We start from the raw sequence: 20,395 nt of genomic DNA, 5'->3' as shown, positions 1-20,395 counted from the left end.
GAATTTATTGCCCCTCTTTGCGTTGCCGGCGATATTCGGCGTGATTGTTCCGCCACCTGTTCAAAAAGTCAACCGTCTCTTCGTCCTGCATTTCGGGAAAGGAGCCGTAAGCCTGGGAAACGGCATAATACAGCTCGGGGAGCTCCAGGATCACCACTTCATCGGCCTGGCGGGCCAGGTCGGCTTCCTGCTCGGCCCCGGCCACCGGCGCCGCCACCACCACCCGGGCGGCCTTGCCGTTGCGGCACATGCGGATGGCGGCAAAAAGGGTGGCGCCGGTAGCGATGCCGTCGTCCACGAGGATAACGGTGCGGCCGTGTAAGGGAGGAAGGGGGGTGCCCCCACGCAGCGCCCGGATGCGGCGTTGCAGTTCTTTTTGTTCGCGGGTTTTCACTTCTTCGATGCTGCCGGGCGACAGCCCCCGGAGGGCGTCGGGGTTCAGGTACAGGGATCCGTCCTCGGCAATGGCGCCCATGGCGTATTCGGGGTTGGCAGGGTGCCCCAGTTTGCGGCAGACCATCAGCGAAAATTCCCCTTCCAGGTAATCGGCCACGTAATAGCCTGTTTCCGCCCCGCCCCGGGGAATGCCCAGCACCAGCACATTGCTGCCGCGGTAGGCTTCCAGCGCCCGGGCCAGCCTTATAGCCGCCTCTTTTCGGTTGGCAAACATAACTTTAGGTTTAGGGGATTGGTTAATTGGTTAATTGGGGTATTAGGAAAGGATGAACCCTCTTATAATGCAGCTCCAATCCCTAATTAACCAATTAACCAATTAGCTAATGAACCACACTACTGCCGTTTGTACAGACCTAACAGTTCGCCGTAGCCGATAATATGGCCGGCCATGGCCTGTTCCAGTTCTTCGCGGGAGGCGCCGGGCGCCAGGTCGATCGGGGCGTCGAGCGCATACACCTTAAAGTGATAATGGTGCGTTCCGGAGGGGGGGCAGGGACCTCCGTAGCCCTGTTGGCGAAAACCGTTGGTGCCCTGGATGCCGGGAGCTTGGTCTTCCGGCAGGTGGTGGATCAGCGGGATGTTCCACAGCAGCCAGTGGGTAAAGGTGCCCGAAGGCGCATCGGGGTCGTCCACGATCAGGGCCAGGGAGGCGGTGTCGTCGGGTATGCCTTCAATATCCAGCGGAGGATTGATGTTCGCCCCGTCGCAGGTATATTTTGAAGGAATGATACCGATCGACGTAAAGGCCGTGCTGCTGACCTTCAGGGTCAGTTGGTCCACGCCCCGGGCCGGTTGGTAATCTTTCAGATGTTGAGCCATAATTGACAGTGTTTTGTAATAAAATGGTAGCCAGCAGGGTGCCAGATATTGAGGATGGGTTTAAAGTTATCTATCTGTTAACGGGCCGCAGGGGCAAAAAAATTTCGGATGTCGGATTCCGGATTTCGGAACCCTTGAAAGAACTCGGCGTCTTACCGCTATCAAGGGGTCCGAAATCCGGAATCCGACATCCGAAATTCATCCGGGTTGCTATTTCCGGCGGGCTTAGCTGTCCGTGGCGCGTACGGCCACGGCCAGCAGGGGATCGGATTCCACATTGGTGGCCAGCACCACCACGTCGCCGTTGCACACCTGGTGGGTGCCGGTGGCATAGTTGTACAGGCTGTTGCCGCTGATCAGGGTAAAGGGCGGGCCGAAGGAGACCGGCGCCAGGGAGGACTCACGGTACAGGATATCCCCGCCGTTTTCCAGCGAGCTGTACACCACCCGCAGCTTGCCCGCGGCCTCGTTCAGCAACACAAAGGGACGGGTGCCTTCGGCCGTGGTAACGGGGTAGGGGTCGTCCCAGCTGCCGTCGGGGCGGCGCACCAGCAGGCATAGCTTGATCATCCTCGATTTGTCATAACTGGTTTTTACCGCACAATACAGGGTGCCGTCGCTGGCGGTCATAATGTTCAGGTGGTCGTCGCCGAATCCTTTGCCTACGTCCTGGGCGGTGGCGGCGCCCGGCGCTTCATCGGGCGACCAGTCCCTTGGATCGTCGCCGTTGGCATGGGTGCGGAAGCCGAAGCGTTTGGTGTTCTGGTCCGACCACAGCAACCCGATCTTCCCGGGCAGGGCCGCAAGGGCGCAGATGTCGTCGTCCATCATGCCTGCCGCTACGGTAATGGGCGAGCTGAAGTCGGTATAGGGCGCATCGCTCCAGCGCAGCTCCATTTCATCGTTGCCGTCGGAGGCCACCCACAGGCGGCCGCCTTCCTCCAGCACCAGCGTGGCCGTTTCGGAATCGTCGTGGAACACGATGGTGGAGCGGCCGGGCCGCTGGCTCCAGGGTTTATAGTTCTGGGCGTTGGCGTCGTATTCCACCGACACCAGGTAGGAATTTTTGCCGCCGCCGCGGTACAGCAGGAGGTGCACCACTTCGCCCGCCACCCGGCAGTCGGCCTTGGCATTGGTGGAGGTGGCTACCTGCAGCACGGGGGTCCACTGGGCCCCGTCGAGCCGGAAGATGTTGGTGCCGTCCCCCGTGGAGAGCACCGTCCACCAGGCGCCGGCATGCGTCCACAGCTTGGCCTGGGGCTTCTGGCCCGTATGGCTGGCGATGGGCAGGGGGGCGATGTCGGAAAAAGCGGCAAAGCCGCCGCCCGAGGGTTTGATGGTATAGGTTTCGCCGGCCGCGTAGCCGCCACTGACGATATTGCCGTCGGAATCGCGGATGCGGCTGTCCGCCTTCAGGTCGAGGCGCAGGGTGCCGCTGCCCGACAGGGCCCGCACGGACACATCGTAGGTGGTACGGTCGTCGCCCACGGGAACAACGGCGCTGCTGCCTTTGACCCCCAGGGTTTCAAGGGCCAGGTCGGCCAGCGTGCCCCGGACGTTGCCGCTGAGGGCGAGGGCGATAAAGTCGGAGGCGTCCACGCCCGATACCTTTTCCGAAAAGGTAACGCGGAAGGTGACCGAGGAGGCATTGGTGGTTTCCGTGGCGGGCGACTGGCGCCGGATGCCCACGACAGTGGGTGCTTTTTTTTCGGTTGCGGAAGTGGTGAGGGACATAATTTATGGAATTGCGGGTTTTGAGGTACTTGTTGTACAGGATTGTACAGGTAAAATAGAGGGATTTTTTATTATTTAAAAATGCATTTTCCTCTGCCCGGGAGGGCGGGCGCCGCCGGGGGAGGACAGCGGTCGTATAAGGGAGGATGATCATGATAAGATCGTATAAAGGAAGGGCAAAAGCCTACACTGCGAGGTGCCGGTTTTTTTCTTTCTTTACAAAAGCATATCAGGCCCGGTGGCGGCCTACCGGCTTTAAAATTAGGCGGTTATATATGTTTGCCGCCCTTATGGGGCGGAGGGGCCGGCTTCCGGCGTCCCAAAAAGGCCTTCCGGCTTTTGGGCGCTTGTGTAGCATATTTTTCGCTTATTTTCAACCGATTCTGTAAACGAACTCTAAGCAAATAAAAAACGATTGTATGGACGCAAATGAAAAAAAGTTTGTCCCGGTAATGATCACCCCCTTCAACCTGAAGGCGAAGGTGGACCTGGAAGTGGTATCGAACCTGGTGGATTTTTACCTGGCTGCCGGCGTGAAAGGCTTTTTCGCCAACTGCCTGAGCAGTGAGATGTACAGCATCAGCGAAGACGAGCGCCTGGAGCTGACCCGCCATATCGTGCAGTATGTAAAAGGCCGCGTACCCGTTGTGGCGACCGGTTCCTTCGGCCTGACCATCGAGGACAAGGCGGAATTTACCAGGAAGATCTATGAGACGGGCGTGGATGCCGTGATCCTGATCACCGGGCACTATGCCAACATCGAGGACGGCGACGACGTGCTGCTGCGCAATTTCGAAAAAATGCTCCGCCTGACCGGCGACATTCCGCTGGGCCTGTACGAGTGTCCCGCTCCCTACAAGCGCATTATTTCCGCGGAAATCCTGAAAACCCTGGTGGATACCGGCCGCCTGGTGTACCACAAGGATACCTCCATAGCCCTGGACAGCGTAAAGGCCAAGCTGGACCTGGTACGCGACAACAAAACCCTGGAGTTTTACGATGCGCACACCCCCAACGCGATGTACTCGCTGCAGATGGGCGCCCGGGGCATGTCGTCCATTTCCGGCAACTTCTACCCCGAGGTGCTGGTATGGATGTGCGACAACGCCAATAACCCCGACCGCCAGGAGGACGTAAAGTGGCTGCAGGCCGAACTCTCCCGGGTAGACCCCCTGATCCACCAGGCCTATCCCATGAGCGCCAAGTACTTTTTGCGCAAGCGCGGCCTGCCGGTACGCACCATCAGCCGCACCCACGTGCTGGAGCTGACGCCGCAGCAAAAGCAAACCCTCGACGAGATCCACGAAAGCTTCCTGGGCTGGTGCGAACGCCTGCAAATTACGCCCGTGGATATCGAAGAAGTGCTGAAGCCGGCCGTGCCCCTCGACCCGGCGATTTAAGCCCGGCCCGAATCTGCACAAAGCCAATGGAACGTTAGCGACTATACGATTGTATCACCAAAGAGCAGGCAGGTTATTTCCCGGTAAGCTGCCTGTTCTTTACCTAAACCTGTACCTCCATCCCCCGCCGGGGGCAGGGGGCTTCGCCAATGAAAAATTTGCCCTTCCTCGACCTCGCCATTATTTTCCTGTACCTCATCGCCATGGTGCTGATCGGGGTGATGTTCTCCCGGAAAAACAAGAATGCCGACCAGTTCACCAAGGCCTCCGGCGCCATTCCCGGCTGGGCCATCGGCCTTTCCATCTATGCCACCTTTTTAAGCTCCAATACCTTTTTGGGGGTTCCCGGCAAAGCCTTCGGCAGCAACTGGAACTCCTTTGTCTTCAGCCTGTCCATGCCTTTTGCGGCCTGGGCGGCCTCCAAGTATTTTGTGCCTTTTTACCGCAGCTCCGGCGAGATCTCCGCCTATACCCATCTCGAGCACCGCTTCGGTCCCTGGGCCCGCACCTATGCCGTGGTCTGCTTCCTGCTGACGCAGCTGGCCCGCATGGGATCGGTCTTTTTCGGCATTGCCCTCAGCCTGCAGGCGCTGACGGGTTTTCCCATGGCGGCCATCATGGTGGTCACGGGCATTTGTATTATCCTGTACACCGTGCTGGGCGGCATGGAGGCCGTCATCTGGACGGAGGTGGTGCAGGGCATCATCAAAACCCTGGGCGCCCTGCTGATCCTGTACCTGATCGTGGTGGATACGCCGGGCGGCATTTCCAAAATCATCGACATCGGCAGCAGCGAAGGGAAGTTCAGCCTCGGCTCGCTTTCGCCCAACTTTGCCGAATCCACGTTTTGGGTGGTGCTGTTCTACGGCTTTTTCATCAACCTGAATAATTTCGGCATGGACCAGAACTACGTGCAGCGCTACCATACCGCCACCTCGGCCCGGCAGGCCGCCCGGTCGGTCTGGCTGTGCGTGGCCATGTACGTGCCGGCCTCGCTGCTGTTCTTCATCATCGGCTCCTGCCTGTACGCTTACTACCAGATCCACCCCGAGCTGATCCTGGCGGTGAAGCAGCAGGTGGCGGGCGAGAAGCTGGGCGCCGGCGCTTCGGCCGCGCAGATCGCTGCCGGTGCGGCCGCCCTGGCTCCCGCCGACTACGGCGACAAGGTGATGCCCCACTTTATGGTGACGAAGATCCCGACCGGGCTGGTGGGCCTGATCGTATCGGCTATCCTGTCGGCGGCCATGAGCACCATCTCCTCGGGTATGAACTCCTCGGCCACCGTCTTTTCCGCCGACATCTACCAGCGCTATTTCCGCCCCGACCTGACGGATAAACAGAACCTGTATGTGCTGCATGTGTCCACCGTGGTGTTCGGTTTGCTGGCCATTGCCACCGGCATTGCCATGATTGGCGTAAAGAGCGTGCTGGACATCTGGTGGGAGCTGTCGGGCATTTTTGCCGGCGGCATGCTGGGACTGTTCCTGCTGGGCATGATCAGCCGCCGTACCCGCAACCACGAGGCGCTGACCGCCACCATCATCGGCATCCTGGTGATTCTGTGGATGACGTTTTCCCGGTTCTTTCCCGAAGACTATGCGTTCCTGCGGAGCCCCTTCCATAAGAACATGATCATCGTGATCGGCACCCTGAGCATCTTCCTGGCCGGTGTGCTGCTGACCAAAAACAAAAGAAAGGGACAGGAAGAACGGGTGGTGAAGGCACATGCCGCGCCGACCGTTGTAGAATAATTCCCCAAACGGGGTTATAGAAAGAAGCCCGCTGCCGGTAACGGAAATCGTTACCGGCAGCGGGTTTTCTTTTGTGGGTGTGATCGATGGCCCCTTAGGGGTGATACACCTGCAGCTTCAGCGTTTCCCGGCGGCCGTTCACCTGGATGCGTACCAGGTAGATCCCGCTGGGCAACCGCGAAACATCGAGCGGGACCAGGGCGTGGCCGGCCGGGCGTTTTTCGGCGATCGGGGGCAGCACCTGCTGTCCCAGGGGATTGCAAACCGAAACGCCCAGGGTAAAGGTTTCGGGGGAAACCACTTCCAGCAGGGTGTGGGCATGCGCCGGGTTGGGGAACAGCTGGATGTAGGCGGACCCGCTTAAGGCCGGCGTCCGGAGGGTTTCCAGAGCCGAAGGCAGGAAGTCCTGGGTGGTGGTGCACAGCGGCACGACGCGGTATTCGTACCGGGCGCCCGGCTGCAGGCCGGTCAGCTGGTACTGCTGCCCGGTGACAAAGACCTCCGTCCATTCGGTAGCGCCCGCCGGGCGGTACTGCAGCGTATCGCCGGTGGCATCCAGGGGGTTGGTCCACTGCACCAGCACCCGGGAAGGACTGAAAGCGGTGGTGGTGAGCCCGGTCACTTCGCCGCAGCCGATCACCTTTACCAGGGCGGAGGCGGTGTTTTTGCAGCCGTTTTGGTCGGTGCCTTCCAGCAGGTAGGCGGTGGTGGTCAGCGGGCGGAGGGTGGCGCTGTTGCCACGGCTGCTTACGACGGCCGGCTGCACGCTCCAGTTGACGCTGTCGGCCCCGTTCACGGTCAGCGCCTGGGTGGTGTACTTGGTGATGGTAGGCGCAGACGGACTGACGGTCAGCGCCGGCCGGGGCCAAACGGTGATGTTGACGGCGGAAGAGGTGCTGGAACAATTGCCCCAAGTCACCCTTACCTGGAAGGAGCCGCCGGCCGTCACCGGGTAATCGACCGCCCGGGCGTCGGGGATCGCCGCATTGTCCTTGAACCACTGGTACGTATAGGCCGTGTTGGTGGGGGCTGTCAGGGTAGTGGTACCACCGGGGCAAAAGGCCAGCGGGCCGCTGGCGGTCACCCCGTTGGGCACGGTGGTGACGCTGACGGCAACGTCGTTGGAAACCGCCTGGCAGGGACCCGAAGTGACCACCACCCGGTAGGTACCCGAAGCGGCAGCGGCATACGAAGCTGCGGCAGCCCCGCCAATGGCGGTGCCATTTTGATACCATTGGTATTGGTAGCCGGTTCCCTGGGCGGCATTCAATACTACGCTGCCGCCGGCGCAGAAGGCGGTGGGCCCTGCCGCCGTTACCGATGCTTCCGGGGTGGGGGCGATGCTCACCGTAACACCGGCCGACGTGCCGCTGCAGGTATTCAAGGTAGCTTTTACCGAATAATTGCCCGCGGCGGTAGCCGTATAGGCAGCACTATTGGCACCGTTGATGGGAGCGTTATCCTTAAACCACTGGAAGGTATAAGGGGCACTGAGGCCGCTATTCAGGACGACGCTGCCGCCGGCGCAGAGGGTGGTGGGGCCGGAAGGGGTCAGGGCGACGTTCAGGGACGTGCCCCCGCCGCCGATATCTACCTGGCGCACCAGGCTGCAGCCGGCGCCATCCTGTATCTGCACAATGTAGGAGCCGGGCAAAACCCCCACCAGCGTGGCGCCGGTTTGCCCGTTGCTCCACGAATACGTATACGTTCCGGCCCCGCCCGTAGGGGTAAGGGCGGCGGAGCCATTGCTGACGCCGCAGGTGGCATTGACCACTGCAACGCTGGCGGTAAGGTTGCAGCTGAAGCAGGCAGCGCCGGCCACCACGCTCCGGATCCTGGCCCCGGGCTGCGGGCCGAAACCCTTGCTGAAATTGACGCCCGCCGACGTGAGGTGGCAGTAGCTCATGATGGTGCCGCCCCCTGTGGCGGCCGGGCCCGGGGCGCAGCTGCCTTCTGCCGCCACGCAATTATCCAGGGGCCCGCCCACCCAGCCGCACCATTGGGTATGCTGGGAACCGAAATTATGCCCCATTTCATGGGCCACTACGTTAACGGTCCAGGAGTAAAGCGGGAAATTACTGTAGGAAGGAAGGATGCCGCTGACCGCGGTTTTATACCGCTGGGCCGTGTTACAGGGGTTGTCCAGCACATAGGCCCTGCCTCCGCCGATGGAGCGGGTGGAAAGGAAATGGGCATAGTCGCCGGTGTAGGATGTGGTCGCCATCTGGTCGGCAAAGGCATTTAAAATGTCTGCCGTGTTTCCGTAACTTCTATAGGGATCGGCCACCGTCCAAACCTTTATCTGCGACACCTGCACGTTGACGCTTTCGTTGGCATACAGCAAGGCTACGTTGTTGAAAAATCCCAGCGCGAAGGATAGGACATTGACGCTGCTGCTGCCTCTTTTCAGGAAAAAGTCATAGTCGCATTCAAAATAGATGTCGGCGGAGCCGGTGGCGGCCGGGGCGGCTTCCGCCGCTATGCGGGCGGAAGGACTGGCGTGGGCCGTCGGCCCTTCGTCGGTAAAGCATTTCAGGGGGTTGGGCACCAGCAGGTCGCTTTCGCGGTAGAGGGCATATTCGGCGGCGGCCGGGTCCCCGGCGGCGCCCAGGATGATGTTGCCCCGTTCGTCGCTGATAAGGGCCATCACCTGGCCGTCCAGGACGCTCAGGCAGGCAAAGGAGCCCTGTTTTCCTTTAAGGGTGCCCCGGTAAAAAACCGGCAGGGTAAAGGCTACCTTCCGGGTCTGGCCGTCGGCCAGTGCCTCCACGAGGGAAAAGTCGGGGGAGGTGATGGTGGTTTTTTCCAGGTCCAGCTCCAGGGTGCCCTGTTCGAAGGGAAGCGCCAGTTCCAGGCTGGCCGGGGCCTGGGCCTTCAGCCGCTGCGCCTCGGGAAGATGCAATTCCAGCGCTTCGTATTTTCTAGAGATGGTATGGTAGTCGTGTTGCAGGGTGGTTTTTCGGGTAAACAGCCCCGGGAAGGAGGACTGTGCATCCAACCGGGTGCCGGCACACAGGTACAGGAATAAAAAAAGCAACAAGTGTCTCATAAACAAAAGGCAGCATGCAACAGGTGCAGCAGTTAATTTTATTAGTTACGTTGATCAGCAAAGGTTTGGAAAAAAGCTGAAAGGCCCAATTCCGGTAAAGGGAAGGTCCTCAGCTTACCCCGATATACTTCCGTTTGAATTCGAAGGGGGTGGTGCCCGTGACCTTTTTAAAATGGCGGTAGAAATTGGAAATATTGTTGAAGCCGCACTCGGCGCAGATCATGCCGATGGGCAGCTTGTCCTCGATCACCATGCGGCAGGCATGGCTGATGCGGATCTCGATGAGGAAGTCGAAATAGGTCTTTTTGGTCATCAGCTTGAAATAGCGGCAGAACGAGGTGACGCTTAAGTTGGAAACGGCGGCGATTTCCTCCAGCGTAATTTCCTTTTTGTAATTCGAGAGGGTATAGGAGCAGACCTCGTTGAGGCGGGCGGTTTCCTGCGCATTGGATTTGTAAAAGGCGTGGGCCGAGGTGATGGGTTCGAACTCCTCCGTTTCGGCTAAAATCTTCAATAGCGACAGCAGGAGGATCAGCCGGTCGAGGTTGGTGGCGCCCACCGCCTGCCGCATCAGGGCGGCCACCCGGTCGCGGGCCTCCCCCCGGATCTCCATGCCTTTTTTGGCCTTTTCCAAAAGATTGCGGATCAGGAAGGCTTCAGGCAGCAGCAGCAGGTCGCGGCCCAGGCAGTGCGGCAGAAAGTGGATCACGATCACTTCCACCTCCAGGCCGGTTTCTGCTTCATAATAGGGCTCTTCGCAGCGCCAGGTATGGGGCAGGTTTTCGCCCAGCAATAGAATTTCGCCCTCGGAAAAGTTGCTCACGTTGTCGCCGATAAAGCGGACGCCCTCGCCTCGGATCACGTAATGCAGCTCCAGCTCGGGATGGTAGTGCCAGACGGGGTCGAAGTTCGGCAGGATATCGTGCCGGACGCTGAAGGAGCTTTGCAGCTGCGTGGGGACTTTATGGAAATGCGGTTTCATATCGGAAGCAGGTGCGCCGAAAATACTATAAAATCTTCCCGCCTTTGGGCCGTCTTGATGGATTATTCGGCTAAGATGCTACACTATTTGGGTAACATCCGCGAAAAACGGGGGCGAAGGGCCTCGAAATTTGCAGTATCCGGACGCCTCTTCCGGTTTCCGATCCATCTATTCAGCATTCAAAAAACAGATACGGTTACTATGTTCAACAAAAACGAAGTTTTGCTTGTCGCCAGTGGAGACCTTCGGCTTTCTGCCAACCAGAATTGCTGGGCTGCACAGGCTGAAATGGAAAAATTATTGACCCAGGCCTTGGAAAAGCAGGGCTGGACCGTAAAGCGGGCCCACCCCTACGACGCCGAAAAAGGCCACGGCTTCATCGATTCGCAGAAAATGGGCATGGACGTGTTCCGCAACCTGCCGCCCGACCAGCCCCTGATCGTGGCGGAAAGTGTTTGGCAGTACTCGCACCACGTGCTGGCCGGCCTGACCACCCACCGCGGGCCGATCCTGACGGTGGCCAACTGGAGCGGCCAGTGGCCGGGCCTGGTGGGCATGCTCAACCTCAACGGCTCCCTCACCAAGGCCGGCGTCCGCTACAGCACCCTGTGGAGCGAGAACTTCGACGATGCCTTCTTCGTGGACGGCCTGCACGAATGGCTGACCACCGGCACCATCCGCCACGACCAGCGCCACGTGAAAAGCTTCGACCTGGTCAAACTGCCCCTGAAAGAAGAGCAGCAGGGCCGGGGCTTCGCCCGCCAGCTGCGCGACAACAAAGCCATCATGGGCATCTTCGACGAGGGCTGCATGGGCATGTTCAACGCCATCGTGCCCGACGACCTGCTGCACCGCACCGGCATTTTTAAAGAGCGCCTGAGCCAATCCACCCTCTACGCCCGCATGCAGGAGGTGACCGAGGCCGAGGCCCGTAAGGTGCTCGACTGGCTGCTCGAAAAGGGCATGACCTTCGCCTGGGGCACCGACGGCGCCACCGAGCTGACCGAAGCGCAAACCCTGGAGCAGTGCAAAATGTATATCGCCTCCCTGCGCATTGCCGATGAATTCGGCTGCGACACCATCGGCATCCAGTACCAGCAGGGCCTGAAGGACCTGACGGTGGCCTCCGACCTGGTGGAAGGCCTGCTCAACAACCAGCAGCGCCCGCCGGCCTATTCCGCAGACGGAAGGGAGCTGTTTGCCAACCACGCCCTGCCGCACTTCAACGAGGTGGACGAATGCGCCGGCATCGACGCCCTGGTAACCTACCACCTGTGGCAACAGCTGGGCATGCCCGGCGAAAATACCCTGCACGACCTGCGCTGGGGCCAGCACTACAAAGGCGACGGCATCGACGATTTCGTGTGGGTGTTCCTGATCTCCGGCGCCGCCCCGCCGGCCCACTTCACCGGCGGTTATGCCGGCGCTTCCAGCGAACGCCAGCCCGCCATGTACTTCCGCCTGGGTGGCGGCAGCCTGAAGGGCGTGAGCCGCCCCGGCAATATCGTCTGGAGCCGCGTCTACGTAATGGACAACGAGCTGCATTGCGACCTGGGTGTCGGCGAGGTGGTGGAGCTTCCCCAGGAAGAGACCGACCGCCGCTGGCAGGGCACCACGCCCCAGTGGCCCATCATGCATGCCGTGCTCAAAGGCGTCAGCCGCGACCAGATGATGGCCCGCCACAAGGCCAACCACATCCACGTGGTGTACACCACCGGTGAAGCCGAGGCCCACCGTGCCTGCCGCATCAAAGCGGCTGCCCTGGCCGAGCTGGGACTGAAGGTGCACTTCTGCGGCGCCGTACAGCTCGATGGCGTGCCGGCTTAACCGAATTTTATGGGATGGTCCCGGGGCGGAAAAGACCTTTCCGGCCCCCGGGACCATTTTTTTCGCCCTGCTGATTCTGCTTCATGGAAGGGCTTTCATTGGGCCGGTAAGAGTATATTTGTCCCCTGCCCGAACCCAAACCAATAACCTTAAATTAAAAAATATGTCTGTACTGGAATCCCTGAAAGGAAAAGCCTTTATCCCCGCCGGCGCCATCGACTGGCAAACCGTGGGCGAAGGCGTGCAGCGCAAGATCCTCGGCTACGACGACGAGGTGATGATGGTGGTGGTCCGCTTCGAAAAAGGCGCCATCGGCTCGCTGCACCACCATGTGCACCGCCAGATCTCCTACGTGGAATCCGGCAGCTTTGAAGTGACCATCGACGGTAATAAAAAAGTCCTGGAAAAAGGCGACTGCTTCTTTGTGGCGCCCGACCTGGTCCATGGCGTGGAAGCCCTCGAAGAAGGCGCCCTCGTGGATATTTTCGTTCCCGCCCGCCAGGATTTTTTGTAACCGTCCGGAAGTCGGAAAGTCCGGAAGTCCGGAAGACCCTTCCTGGTTAAGGAGCGCTTCTTTCGCACTGCCGGACTTTATTTTTTATTAAAAAAGCCCCGGTACATGTCCTTTTTCAAAAGAGCATTGCTTAAAAACTTTTCGGTAGTCCTTTTCCTTTTCCCTTTCTTTTCCGGCGCACAGGCCCAAACTATATGGAAACTGACCGATACGCTCCTGGTGGGTGGGCAGCAGCCCACCGTTTTGGGCCGCCCCCAAATAGTTGCGGGAGCGAAAAACACAACGTCGCTTTTTTTCGACGGGGTCGATGATGGCCTGGTCGTGCCCGTGAACCCGGTTGCGGGCCGCAAGGCGTTTACCGTGGAAGTGCTGTTCCGGCCCGACGGCGATGGTCCAACGGCGCCGAGGATGCTGCACTGGGAAGATGCGGAAGGCAACCGCGGCACCATCGAAGGGCGCCTCACGCCGGACCGCCAGTGGTACCTCGATGCCTTTTTAAAGAACGGTAAATTAAACAAAGGCCTTACCCTCATCGACTCCACCAAACTGCACCCCACCGACCAGTGGGTCTGGGCCGCAATGGTGTACGACGGCAAAACGATGCGCAGCTACATCAACGGTAAGCAGGAATTGGAAGGCATGGTGGATATACCGGTAATGGGTAGTGGCAATATCGCCATTGGCGTCCGCCTCAACAAGGTCAACTGGTTCAAGGGGCAGATCGGTGAAGTCCGCTTTCACCCGAAGGCGCTGAAGCGCAAAAGGCTGCAAAGAGTTGGAAATTAGGCAGATTAGTGATTGTGGAATTGGCTGATGACACTGTGATTAAAGTAAATTATTATCCATCGGGAAAGGGCGCCGTAGGTGCCTCCTGTTTATAGAAGCAACCTTAGAGATATTCCCGGGCTCCGTAGGAGCCACCTGTGCAGAACGGAAGGCTCCATTACAGGAAGGGAAATGCCCGGGGCTTCACAGGGCGCTCCTACGGAGCGACGTTCCCCGGTTGTTGATTTGCTATAAACAGGAGGCACCTACGGTGCCCTAAAACCAGAAACAAGAACAGGGATACCGCCATAAAATGACTTTCATTACAGTGTACTGATGAAGCGTGTCAAAATAAATTTTCTACCGGTGGAAGGCCATAAGCCTGTTTTATCCAGAGTACGTCTGGTTGAAAACTTCGGTGAATGATATAGGCGTTCTCCAATGTCACGGCAAGTTCTTCGAATTCTATTTTTCTGTAGTACAATTTGGTTAATTCGTTTTCATTTTCATCACTGGTGAGGAAAATAAGAGCTGGGTATTCATAGTACCACCATAGCTCCGATACCAACCGGCGATTGAACATAAACGCTGTTGGTTTTAGCTTTAAAAGAACTTCATGGTAGTTGGCGTTATCTAATACTTTTCCGGTCAGGAAATCAATGGTGCTTTCAAAGTCCTTGTCTTTAAAATTGAGGCGATGGCCCAGAAAATAATAGTCCGTTGTTTTGTTCGTCATAAAATCGAACAGAAAGTCCCATTTCTGATGGCGGATATCCAAATCTTCCTGCAGGTCCCTGACCGACATGCTGTTTAGGTTATAAATGCAGGTCTCCAGGTTTTTTTTAATTCTTATATCGGTTGATTTTTTCATTTTGGATGAAATGCGCCTTATGGGTCTATTGTTCCGGACCTTTTCTGATCAAAGCCTGACCACGTACCCCGGAATTGTATTCCGGGTGAGGACGCTTCGACCTATTATTTTTTTAGGATGAAGTGTACTTCCCCGGAATGCAATTCCGGGGAACGTGGGTCGCCTTGGTTTTGTCCTGCGATTATTTCTGTTGCCTTCCTTTGGGGTAGTTGCAGAAAGCCTTTCTCGATGGCCAAAGGAGCTTTTCAAAACACGGAGGGATAACGTACCCCGGAATTGTATTCCGGGGAAGGACACTTCATCCTAAGGAACCATATAGGTTGAACCGTCCATACCCGGAGAATTCAATTCCGGGGTACGTGGTCAGGCTTTATTCGAAAATAAGCCGTGGTGTTGGATGCAAACCGCAATTTATTCGTTTAAGGCATCGAGCAGGGCGTGCCGTTCTGTTTCAATTTCCTTTTGGGTGCGCACGCCCAATTTTCGGAAAAGGGGCAGGGGCGGGCACCAGCCCTGGAGGGCATGCTGCACTAAAAAGGCCGTAACCACGGCGGGCAGGATCAGCCATTTTCTGTGGACGGTGGCGCCTAATATTATCCCGGTAAGCGCAAGAGTGGAGGCATTTAATTCCAGCACCCGCTCAATATCCCATTCCTTGTCCAGTTCGTGGATCCGTTGCCGGATCGCTTCGGGGTTGGCGGAAGCATAGCGCCGGATATTTTCCCTTGTTTTTTGGTCGATCTGCGCATTGAAGCTGTCGGGAGTGGTTTCCCGTACCCGGTCGCCGCCCGGCATGGATACTTTTTCCATAATTTTTTGCATTATCCCTCCAGGGGAATCAACTATTATGCCTGCATTTTTTGGTTTCAATATGCTATATTTGTCTACAGAATAAGTAGACTAATGGCCCCGCCGCAGGCCCGACCTTTCCTAAACTGTTTATTATGACGACTCCCTTCGCTCTTGCAGACGACCTGGAAACGGGTAAGGCTGACCGCAACACTTCATTTCCTGCGTTTATCAACCTCAGCAAGATGGTGCTGCTGATCGCCGGCGGCGGGCCGGCCGCCCTGGAAAAGTTGAGGGAGGTGCTGCGCATCGCCCCGGCCGCCCATGTAAAAATCGTGGGCTTCCCCGCCGGCGACGCCTTTCGGCAACTGGCAGCGGCCTACCCCCACGTGGACGTGGCCGACCGGCCGTTCCAGGTCAGCGACCTCCAGGAGGTGAGCCTGGTGATCGTGGCGGAAGAGGAGGAGGGGGCCGTGCAGGCGATCCGGAAGGCCGCCGCGGAGCAGGGCATACTGGTGTATCTGGCCGGCGCACCGGCGCTACCGGCATGGGCAGCCGAAGAAGCGAAAAATTCGGTCCGCTGGAAAAAGGTGGCCACTTATTCCATCAGCGTTTTCGCCCTGATGCTGCTGGGCCATATCCTGTTTTCCACCCCGCCGATCCTGGCCATCAGCAACTACACCCTTAAGTTTTACCAGACCCTGGATGCCAACTTTCACTGGATGGTGCTGGCGGGCTTGGTGGCCCAGTTGGTGGACGGCGCCCTGGGCATGGGTTATGGCATCACCAGTTCGGCGATCCTGCTCTCCACCGGCATCAACCCCGCGGCCATCAGCGGCAGCATCCATGCGGCGGAAATGTTTGCCAGCGGGGCTTCGGGTTATAGCCATTACAAATTCGGCAACGTCAATAAAAAGCTGTTCCGGCTGCTGCTCATTCCCGGCATTGCCGGCGCCGTCCTGGGCGCCCTGCTGCTGATCGGGTTGGGCAGTTCCCGGGCCGATTATGTACGGCCCCTGCTGGCGGCCTATACGCTCCTGATGGGCTTGCGGATCCTCTACAATGCTTACCGCAAAGAAGCCCCGCAAAAGAAGTTCAAACAATTCGGGTGGCTGGCGGGGTTCGGCGGGTTTTTGGATTCGTTCGGGGGTGGGGGATGGGGCCCGATTGTGACCACCACCCTGATCACCACGGGCCGGAGTCCCCGGTTCGTGATCGGGTCGGTCAGCCTGACCGAGTTTTTTGTCACCCTTTCCAGCGCCTTTACCTTTTTTACGTTCATGGGCGTCAGCCACTGGCAGGTGATCGCGGCCCTGGTGATCGGCGGGCTGATCGGGGCACCCCTGGCCGCCCGGCTGGCCGGCCGGTTGCCCCGTAAAACTTCCATGATCTTATTGGGTGTGCTGGTCATCTTCTGGAGCATCCGCATCCTGGTCAACCTGTTATAAAGTTTCAGGCAGGGCAGCTGCCCGGGAGGGGCATAGGACGTAAAGGAATAGCCGGGCGTTGCCCTGTCCGGAAAAACCGGCAATATATTTTTTATAAAAATTATTAATAATAAATTGTTTATAGTAGCTGATTTAATTAGTAAGTGGATTTTACGGGGCGGGGTTATGAAATTTAAAGATTAGTTACTATTATTATACTCAATCCTTCACCTCTGAATTCGAAATACAAGTTTTTCTAATTAAAAAATCCACCAGGAATTATGGCAGATTATAAACAAACCGCCTTAGGCGACGTGGCGGCGCGGCAGCTAGCGATCGCCACCCGCACCGTACCGCAAATGGTCACCATCACCCCCCGATGGCTGACGAAATTATTAAACTGGGTGCCCGTGGAATCGGGCGTGTACCGGTTGAACAAGGTAAAAGACGCTTCGGCCATTGAAGTGGATTGCACCAACCGCGGCGAGCACGAGCTGCCGACCACTTTTGTGGATTACGTGGAAAACCCGCGGGAGTACAACTTGTCCACCGTGCAATCGATCGTGGAGGTCAACACCCGCGTATCGGACCTGTACAGCCGGCCCTATAACCAGATCAGCGAACAGCTGCGCCTGACCATTGAAACCATCAAGGAACGGCAGGAAAGCGAATTGATCAACAACCGGGAATACGGGCTGCTGAACAGCGTGGCGCCCTCCCAGGTGATCAGCACCCGCGCCGGCGCGCCCACCCCCGACGACCTGGACGACCTGCTGGTAAAGGTGTGGAAAGAACCCGGCTTCTTCCTGGCCCACCCCCTGGCCATCGCCGCCTTCGGACGGGAGTGTACCCGCAGAGGGGTGCCGCCGCCCACCATCTCCCTGTTCGGCTCGCAGTTCATTACCTGGCGGGGCATCCCGTTGATCCCCTCCAACAAACTGCCGGTAGAGGAAGGCAAATCCAAAATCATCCTGTTGCGCACTGGCGAAAGCAGGCAGGGGGTCGTGGGCCTGTTCCAGCCCGGCCTCCCGGGTGAGCAAAGTCCCGGCTTGTCGGTACGCTTCATGGGCATCAACGACAAAGCAATCGCTTCTTACCTGATCTCACTGTATTGCTCACTCGCCGTATTGGTCGATGATGCCATCGCCGTATTGGATAACGTTGAAACCGGAAACTACCATGAGTACAAATATTAATCCTCCCCATTTCCCCGAAACCGGCTGGATCGAGGAGCTGGCGAACCGGTTTTTCAAAGATTTTTCGGAAAAGCTTCCGCATCCACAGGATGCGGAAGCTCCGCCTTCCCGCTACGACCCGCTGCTGCAGGCCGGGAACAGGGAGGTGAAGGTGGAGCCTTCCCTGGAGGCGTCGCCCCATTTTACGCCGCCGCTGGAAAAGCCTTCCGTTGCCGGCGCCGGTATTTCCCCCGGTGGCTTTCAGCAGCTTTCCGCCATCGACCTGCGCGGGGCGGAGGCGCCCAACGGCCACCACCACTATACCAACTCGCTGCAGGAGCAGCCCTCCGTCGCCGGCAGCGGCATCTCGCCTTCGGCGGTAAAGCAGTACAACGAAGTGGATGTGAGCAATCCGCAAACCTCTTTTCCCGATCCGCATTTCAAGGACACCGGGGGCGTCCCCCGGATCCTGAACGGCCAGGAGCCGGCGGCAAATGGGCAGTTGCCCCACTTTCCCGCCGGCTTTCCGGAACCTTCCTATTATTTCCTGAAGGAGAACAGTCCCGGCTTTTTGCAGCAAGTGGCTCCCATCGTAAAGCCCGACGCCGCCCCCTTCAGGGACGTCTCTACCGGCTTTGATGCCGCCGCCGTCAAAAAGGATTTTCCCATACTGCAGGAGCTGGTGAACGGCCGGCCGCTGATCTGGCTCGATAATGCCGCCACCACCCAGAAGCCGCAGCAGGTGATCGACCGCCTCAGCTACTTTTATGCCCACGAAAACTCCAATATCCACCGGGCGGCGCACGAGCTGGCGGCACGGGCCACGGAGGCCTACGAAAAAGCCCGCGAAAAGGTGCGCAGCTTTTTGAATGCGGCCTCGGTGAACGAGATCGTTTTTGTCCGCGGCACTACCGAAGCCATCAACCTGGTGGCCAAAACCTATGGCGAGCACTTCCTGGAGCCCGGGCACGAGATCATCATCTCGCACCTGGAGCACCACGCCAACATCGTTCCCTGGCAGCAGCTGGCGCTGAAAAAAGGTCTCAAATTGAAGGTGATTCCCGTGGATGAGACCGGGCAGATCATTTTGAGCGAATATAAAAAGTTGCTGACCAGCAAAACCAAGATCGTGGCCTTCACCCAGGTGTCCAACGCCCTGGGCACCGTTACCCCGGCCAAGGAAATAATAGACCTGGCCCACAGCGCCGGCGCCAAGGTGCTGCTGGACGGGGCGCAGTCCGTTTCGCATTTGAAAGTGGACCTGCAGCAGCTGAATCCCGACTTCTTTGTTTTTTCCGGCCACAAGATCTTCGGTCCCACGGGCATCGGGGTGCTCTATGGCAAGGAAGAACTGCTGAACGCCATGCATCCCTGGCAGGGCGGGGGGAACATGATCAAGGACGTGACCTTTGAACACACGGAGTTTCATTATGCGCCTTCCCGTTTTGAAGCGGGGACCGGCAATATTGCCGATGCCGTGGGGCTGGGCGCCGCCCTGGACTATGTCACCAAAATCGGCATGGACAACATTTGCCGGTACGAAAGCTTTTTGCTGGATTATGCCACCCCGCGGATGCGGGAAGTGCCGGGCCTGCGCATCGTGGGAACCGCGCTGCATAAGGCCAGCGTGCTTTCGTTTACCCTTCAGGGTTATAAAAATGAGGAAGTGGGCAGGGTCCTGAATCAGGAAGGCATTGCCGTGCGCACCGGCCACCACTGTGCCCAGCCGATCCTCCGGCGGTTTCACCTGGAAAATACGGTGCGGCCTTCGCTGGCATTTTACAACACCCCTGCGGATGTGGATGTGCTGGTATCGGTGCTGCACCGCCTGGCGGACCGGTAACCTGCAATTTTCGTGGAAAGAGAAATCCTACTTGCTTTGAACCATCAACATTTTATTGACCTTTTATACCACACGCACAAAGCCGAATGGGAGGCCACCCCTTCCGCCCAGGAGGCTATTTCCTGGCTGAACGACCTGGTGCAGTTCATGTTCCCGGGCGGCAACCACCTGCCCAACCAGAAATCCTATAAAAGCGTTTTGAAAAAAAGCCAGGTGGACCTGGAAAATATTTTATTCAGCTACCTGGATAAACAGCCCCTGAACGTGGAAGGCACCGTAAGCGCGTTTTACAGCGAGATTGAAACGATCTATAAAAAGCTGCGCCTCGACGCCTCGAAAATTTACGAGTTTGACCCGGCGGCCTCCAGCGTCAACGAGGTCATCACCTGTTATCCGGGCTTTTATGCCATTACGGTCTACCGCATTGCCCATGAACTGGTAAAACTGAATGTGCCGGTGCTGCCGCGCATATTGAGTGCTTTTGCCCACCGCAATACCGGCACCGATATCCATCCCGGCGCCGTTATCGGCGTGCCGTTCATGATCGACCACAGTACCGGCATCGTTATCGGCGGCACGGCGGTTATCGGCGATAATGTATCCATTTACCAGGGCGTTACTCTGGGGGCTTTGCAGGTAGCCAAGGCGCAGGCCGAAGTAAAACGGCACCCCACGGTGGAAGACAACGTCATCATTTATGCCCGCTCCACCATATTAGGCGGCAATACGGTGATCGGCAAAAACAGCATCATCGGGGGCAGCGTCTTTTTAACCCAGAGCGTGGAGCCGGATTCCGCCGTCTTCAACACCCACCAGCTGCGGAAAACGCAGCGGAAATGAAATCGGGATTTTATTCTGAATTATGGTCACCTGGCCACATCATAAATCGGGTGTTAACCTGTAGAGCTGTCATGCCGAACGCAGTGAGGCATCCCGTCGGGACAGGAAAGCTGACTCTTCTTGAAGAAGTGGTTTCCTCTTCCTGAACCATAC

The 20,395-nt window shown here is 58.0% G+C and carries 16 protein-coding genes; 9 read left to right on the top strand and 7 right to left on the bottom strand.

The genetic code is table 11. From position 1 onward, the window contains the following. Nucleotides 1-4 precede the first annotated feature (4 nt). The 3 genes from V9K67_RS04195 to V9K67_RS04185 all read right to left on the bottom strand — a co-directional run bounded on the left by V9K67_RS04195 (nucleotide 5) and on the right by V9K67_RS04185 (nucleotide 3,009). Nucleotides 5-670: a phosphoribosyltransferase gene (locus V9K67_RS04195; protein WP_336720314.1), complete on the bottom strand. Its 666-nt coding sequence runs from the start codon at nucleotides 668-670 to the stop codon at nucleotides 5-7. Nucleotides 671-789: 119 nt separating this feature from the next. Then, a complete protein-coding gene (locus V9K67_RS04190; protein ID WP_336720313.1) occupies nucleotides 790-1,275 on the bottom strand; it encodes a YbhB/YbcL family Raf kinase inhibitor-like protein in 486 nt (161 codons plus the stop codon). A 225-nt stretch (nucleotides 1,276-1,500) separates the two neighbouring features. Further along, a complete protein-coding gene (locus tag V9K67_RS04185) occupies nucleotides 1,501-3,009 on the bottom strand; it encodes a hypothetical protein (RefSeq protein WP_336720312.1) in 1,509 nt (502 codons plus the stop codon). 419 nt (nucleotides 3,010-3,428) lie between these two features. Here V9K67_RS04185 and V9K67_RS04180 point away from each other — a divergent pair, with 419 nt between their 5' ends. Both V9K67_RS04180 and V9K67_RS04175 read left to right on the top strand, forming a co-directional pair. Beyond that, entirely contained in the window at nucleotides 3,429-4,409 is a 981-nt protein-coding gene (locus V9K67_RS04180) for a dihydrodipicolinate synthase family protein (RefSeq protein ID WP_336720310.1), read from the top strand. 149 nt (nucleotides 4,410-4,558) lie between these two features. Further along, nucleotides 4,559-6,160 carry a sodium:solute symporter family protein gene (locus V9K67_RS04175; RefSeq protein WP_336720308.1) on the top strand — a complete coding sequence of 534 codons (1,602 nt, stop codon included), beginning with the start codon at nucleotides 4,559-4,561 and terminating at the stop codon, nucleotides 6,158-6,160. Between the two features lie 94 nt (nucleotides 6,161-6,254). On the opposite strand, the gene V9K67_RS04170 is transcribed toward V9K67_RS04175, so the two are convergent. After that, nucleotides 6,255-9,209: a M12 family metallo-peptidase gene (locus V9K67_RS04170; RefSeq protein WP_336720307.1), complete on the bottom strand. Its 2,955-nt coding sequence runs from the start codon at nucleotides 9,207-9,209 to the stop codon at nucleotides 6,255-6,257. Nucleotides 9,210-9,318: 109 nt separating this feature from the next. Continuing rightward, entirely contained in the window at nucleotides 9,319-10,191 is an 873-nt protein-coding gene (locus tag V9K67_RS04165) for an AraC family transcriptional regulator (protein ID WP_336720306.1), read from the bottom strand. 288 nt (nucleotides 10,192-10,479) lie between these two features. Between V9K67_RS04165 and V9K67_RS04160 the strand changes: the two genes are divergently transcribed. From V9K67_RS04160 to V9K67_RS04150, 3 genes are all read left to right on the top strand, one after another. Continuing rightward, nucleotides 10,480-12,018, top strand: coding sequence for a hypothetical protein (locus V9K67_RS04160; RefSeq protein WP_336720305.1), 1,539 nt, complete (start codon nucleotides 10,480-10,482; stop codon nucleotides 12,016-12,018). A gap of 163 nt (nucleotides 12,019-12,181) precedes the next feature. Beyond that, complete coding sequence (locus V9K67_RS04155) at nucleotides 12,182-12,532, top strand: cupin domain-containing protein (RefSeq protein ID WP_336720304.1); 351 nt, start codon at nucleotides 12,182-12,184, stop codon at nucleotides 12,530-12,532. Nucleotides 12,533-12,637: 105 nt separating this feature from the next. Beyond that, entirely contained in the window at nucleotides 12,638-13,318 is a 681-nt protein-coding gene (locus V9K67_RS04150) for a LamG domain-containing protein (protein ID WP_336720303.1), read from the top strand. A gap of 325 nt (nucleotides 13,319-13,643) precedes the next feature. On the opposite strand, the gene V9K67_RS04145 is transcribed toward V9K67_RS04150, so the two are convergent. Together V9K67_RS04145 and V9K67_RS04140 are read right to left on the bottom strand one after the other, a co-directional pair. Next, the gene (locus V9K67_RS04145; protein WP_336720302.1) at nucleotides 13,644-14,102 is read right to left on the bottom strand and encodes a hypothetical protein; all 459 of its coding nucleotides are present in this window, start codon (nucleotides 14,100-14,102) and stop codon (nucleotides 13,644-13,646) included. 477 nt (nucleotides 14,103-14,579) lie between these two features. Further along, nucleotides 14,580-14,978 (bottom strand): hypothetical protein, encoded by a 399-nt coding sequence (locus V9K67_RS04140; protein ID WP_336720301.1) that lies wholly within the window; start codon nucleotides 14,976-14,978, stop codon nucleotides 14,580-14,582. A 134-nt stretch (nucleotides 14,979-15,112) separates the two neighbouring features. On the opposite strand from V9K67_RS04140, the gene V9K67_RS04135 reads away from it, so the two are divergent. From V9K67_RS04135 to V9K67_RS04120, 4 genes are all read left to right on the top strand, one after another. Further along, nucleotides 15,113-16,405 (top strand): TSUP family transporter, encoded by a 1,293-nt coding sequence (locus tag V9K67_RS04135; protein WP_336720299.1) that lies wholly within the window; start codon nucleotides 15,113-15,115, stop codon nucleotides 16,403-16,405. A gap of 260 nt (nucleotides 16,406-16,665) precedes the next feature. Further along, complete coding sequence (locus V9K67_RS04130) at nucleotides 16,666-17,580, top strand: family 2A encapsulin nanocompartment shell protein (protein ID WP_336720298.1); 915 nt, start codon at nucleotides 16,666-16,668, stop codon at nucleotides 17,578-17,580. Beyond that, a complete protein-coding gene (locus tag V9K67_RS04125; RefSeq protein ID WP_336720297.1) occupies nucleotides 17,564-19,402 on the top strand; it encodes a family 2A encapsulin nanocompartment cargo protein cysteine desulfurase in 1,839 nt (612 codons plus the stop codon). Before V9K67_RS04130 ends, V9K67_RS04125 begins: the two co-directional genes overlap by 17 nt. Before the next feature lie 36 nt (nucleotides 19,403-19,438). Next, nucleotides 19,439-20,242, top strand: coding sequence for a serine O-acetyltransferase (locus V9K67_RS04120; protein ID WP_336720296.1), 804 nt, complete (start codon nucleotides 19,439-19,441; stop codon nucleotides 20,240-20,242). Nucleotides 20,243-20,395 lie beyond the last annotated feature (153 nt).

The sequence above is a fragment of the Huijunlia imazamoxiresistens genome (assembly GCF_037132455.1).
GTDB lineage: Bacteria > Bacteroidota > Bacteroidia > Chitinophagales > Chitinophagaceae > Flavisolibacter > Flavisolibacter imazamoxiresistens.
The sequence above is the reverse complement of the archived record's forward strand: the minus strand, read 5'-3'. Positions and strand labels throughout refer to the sequence as shown.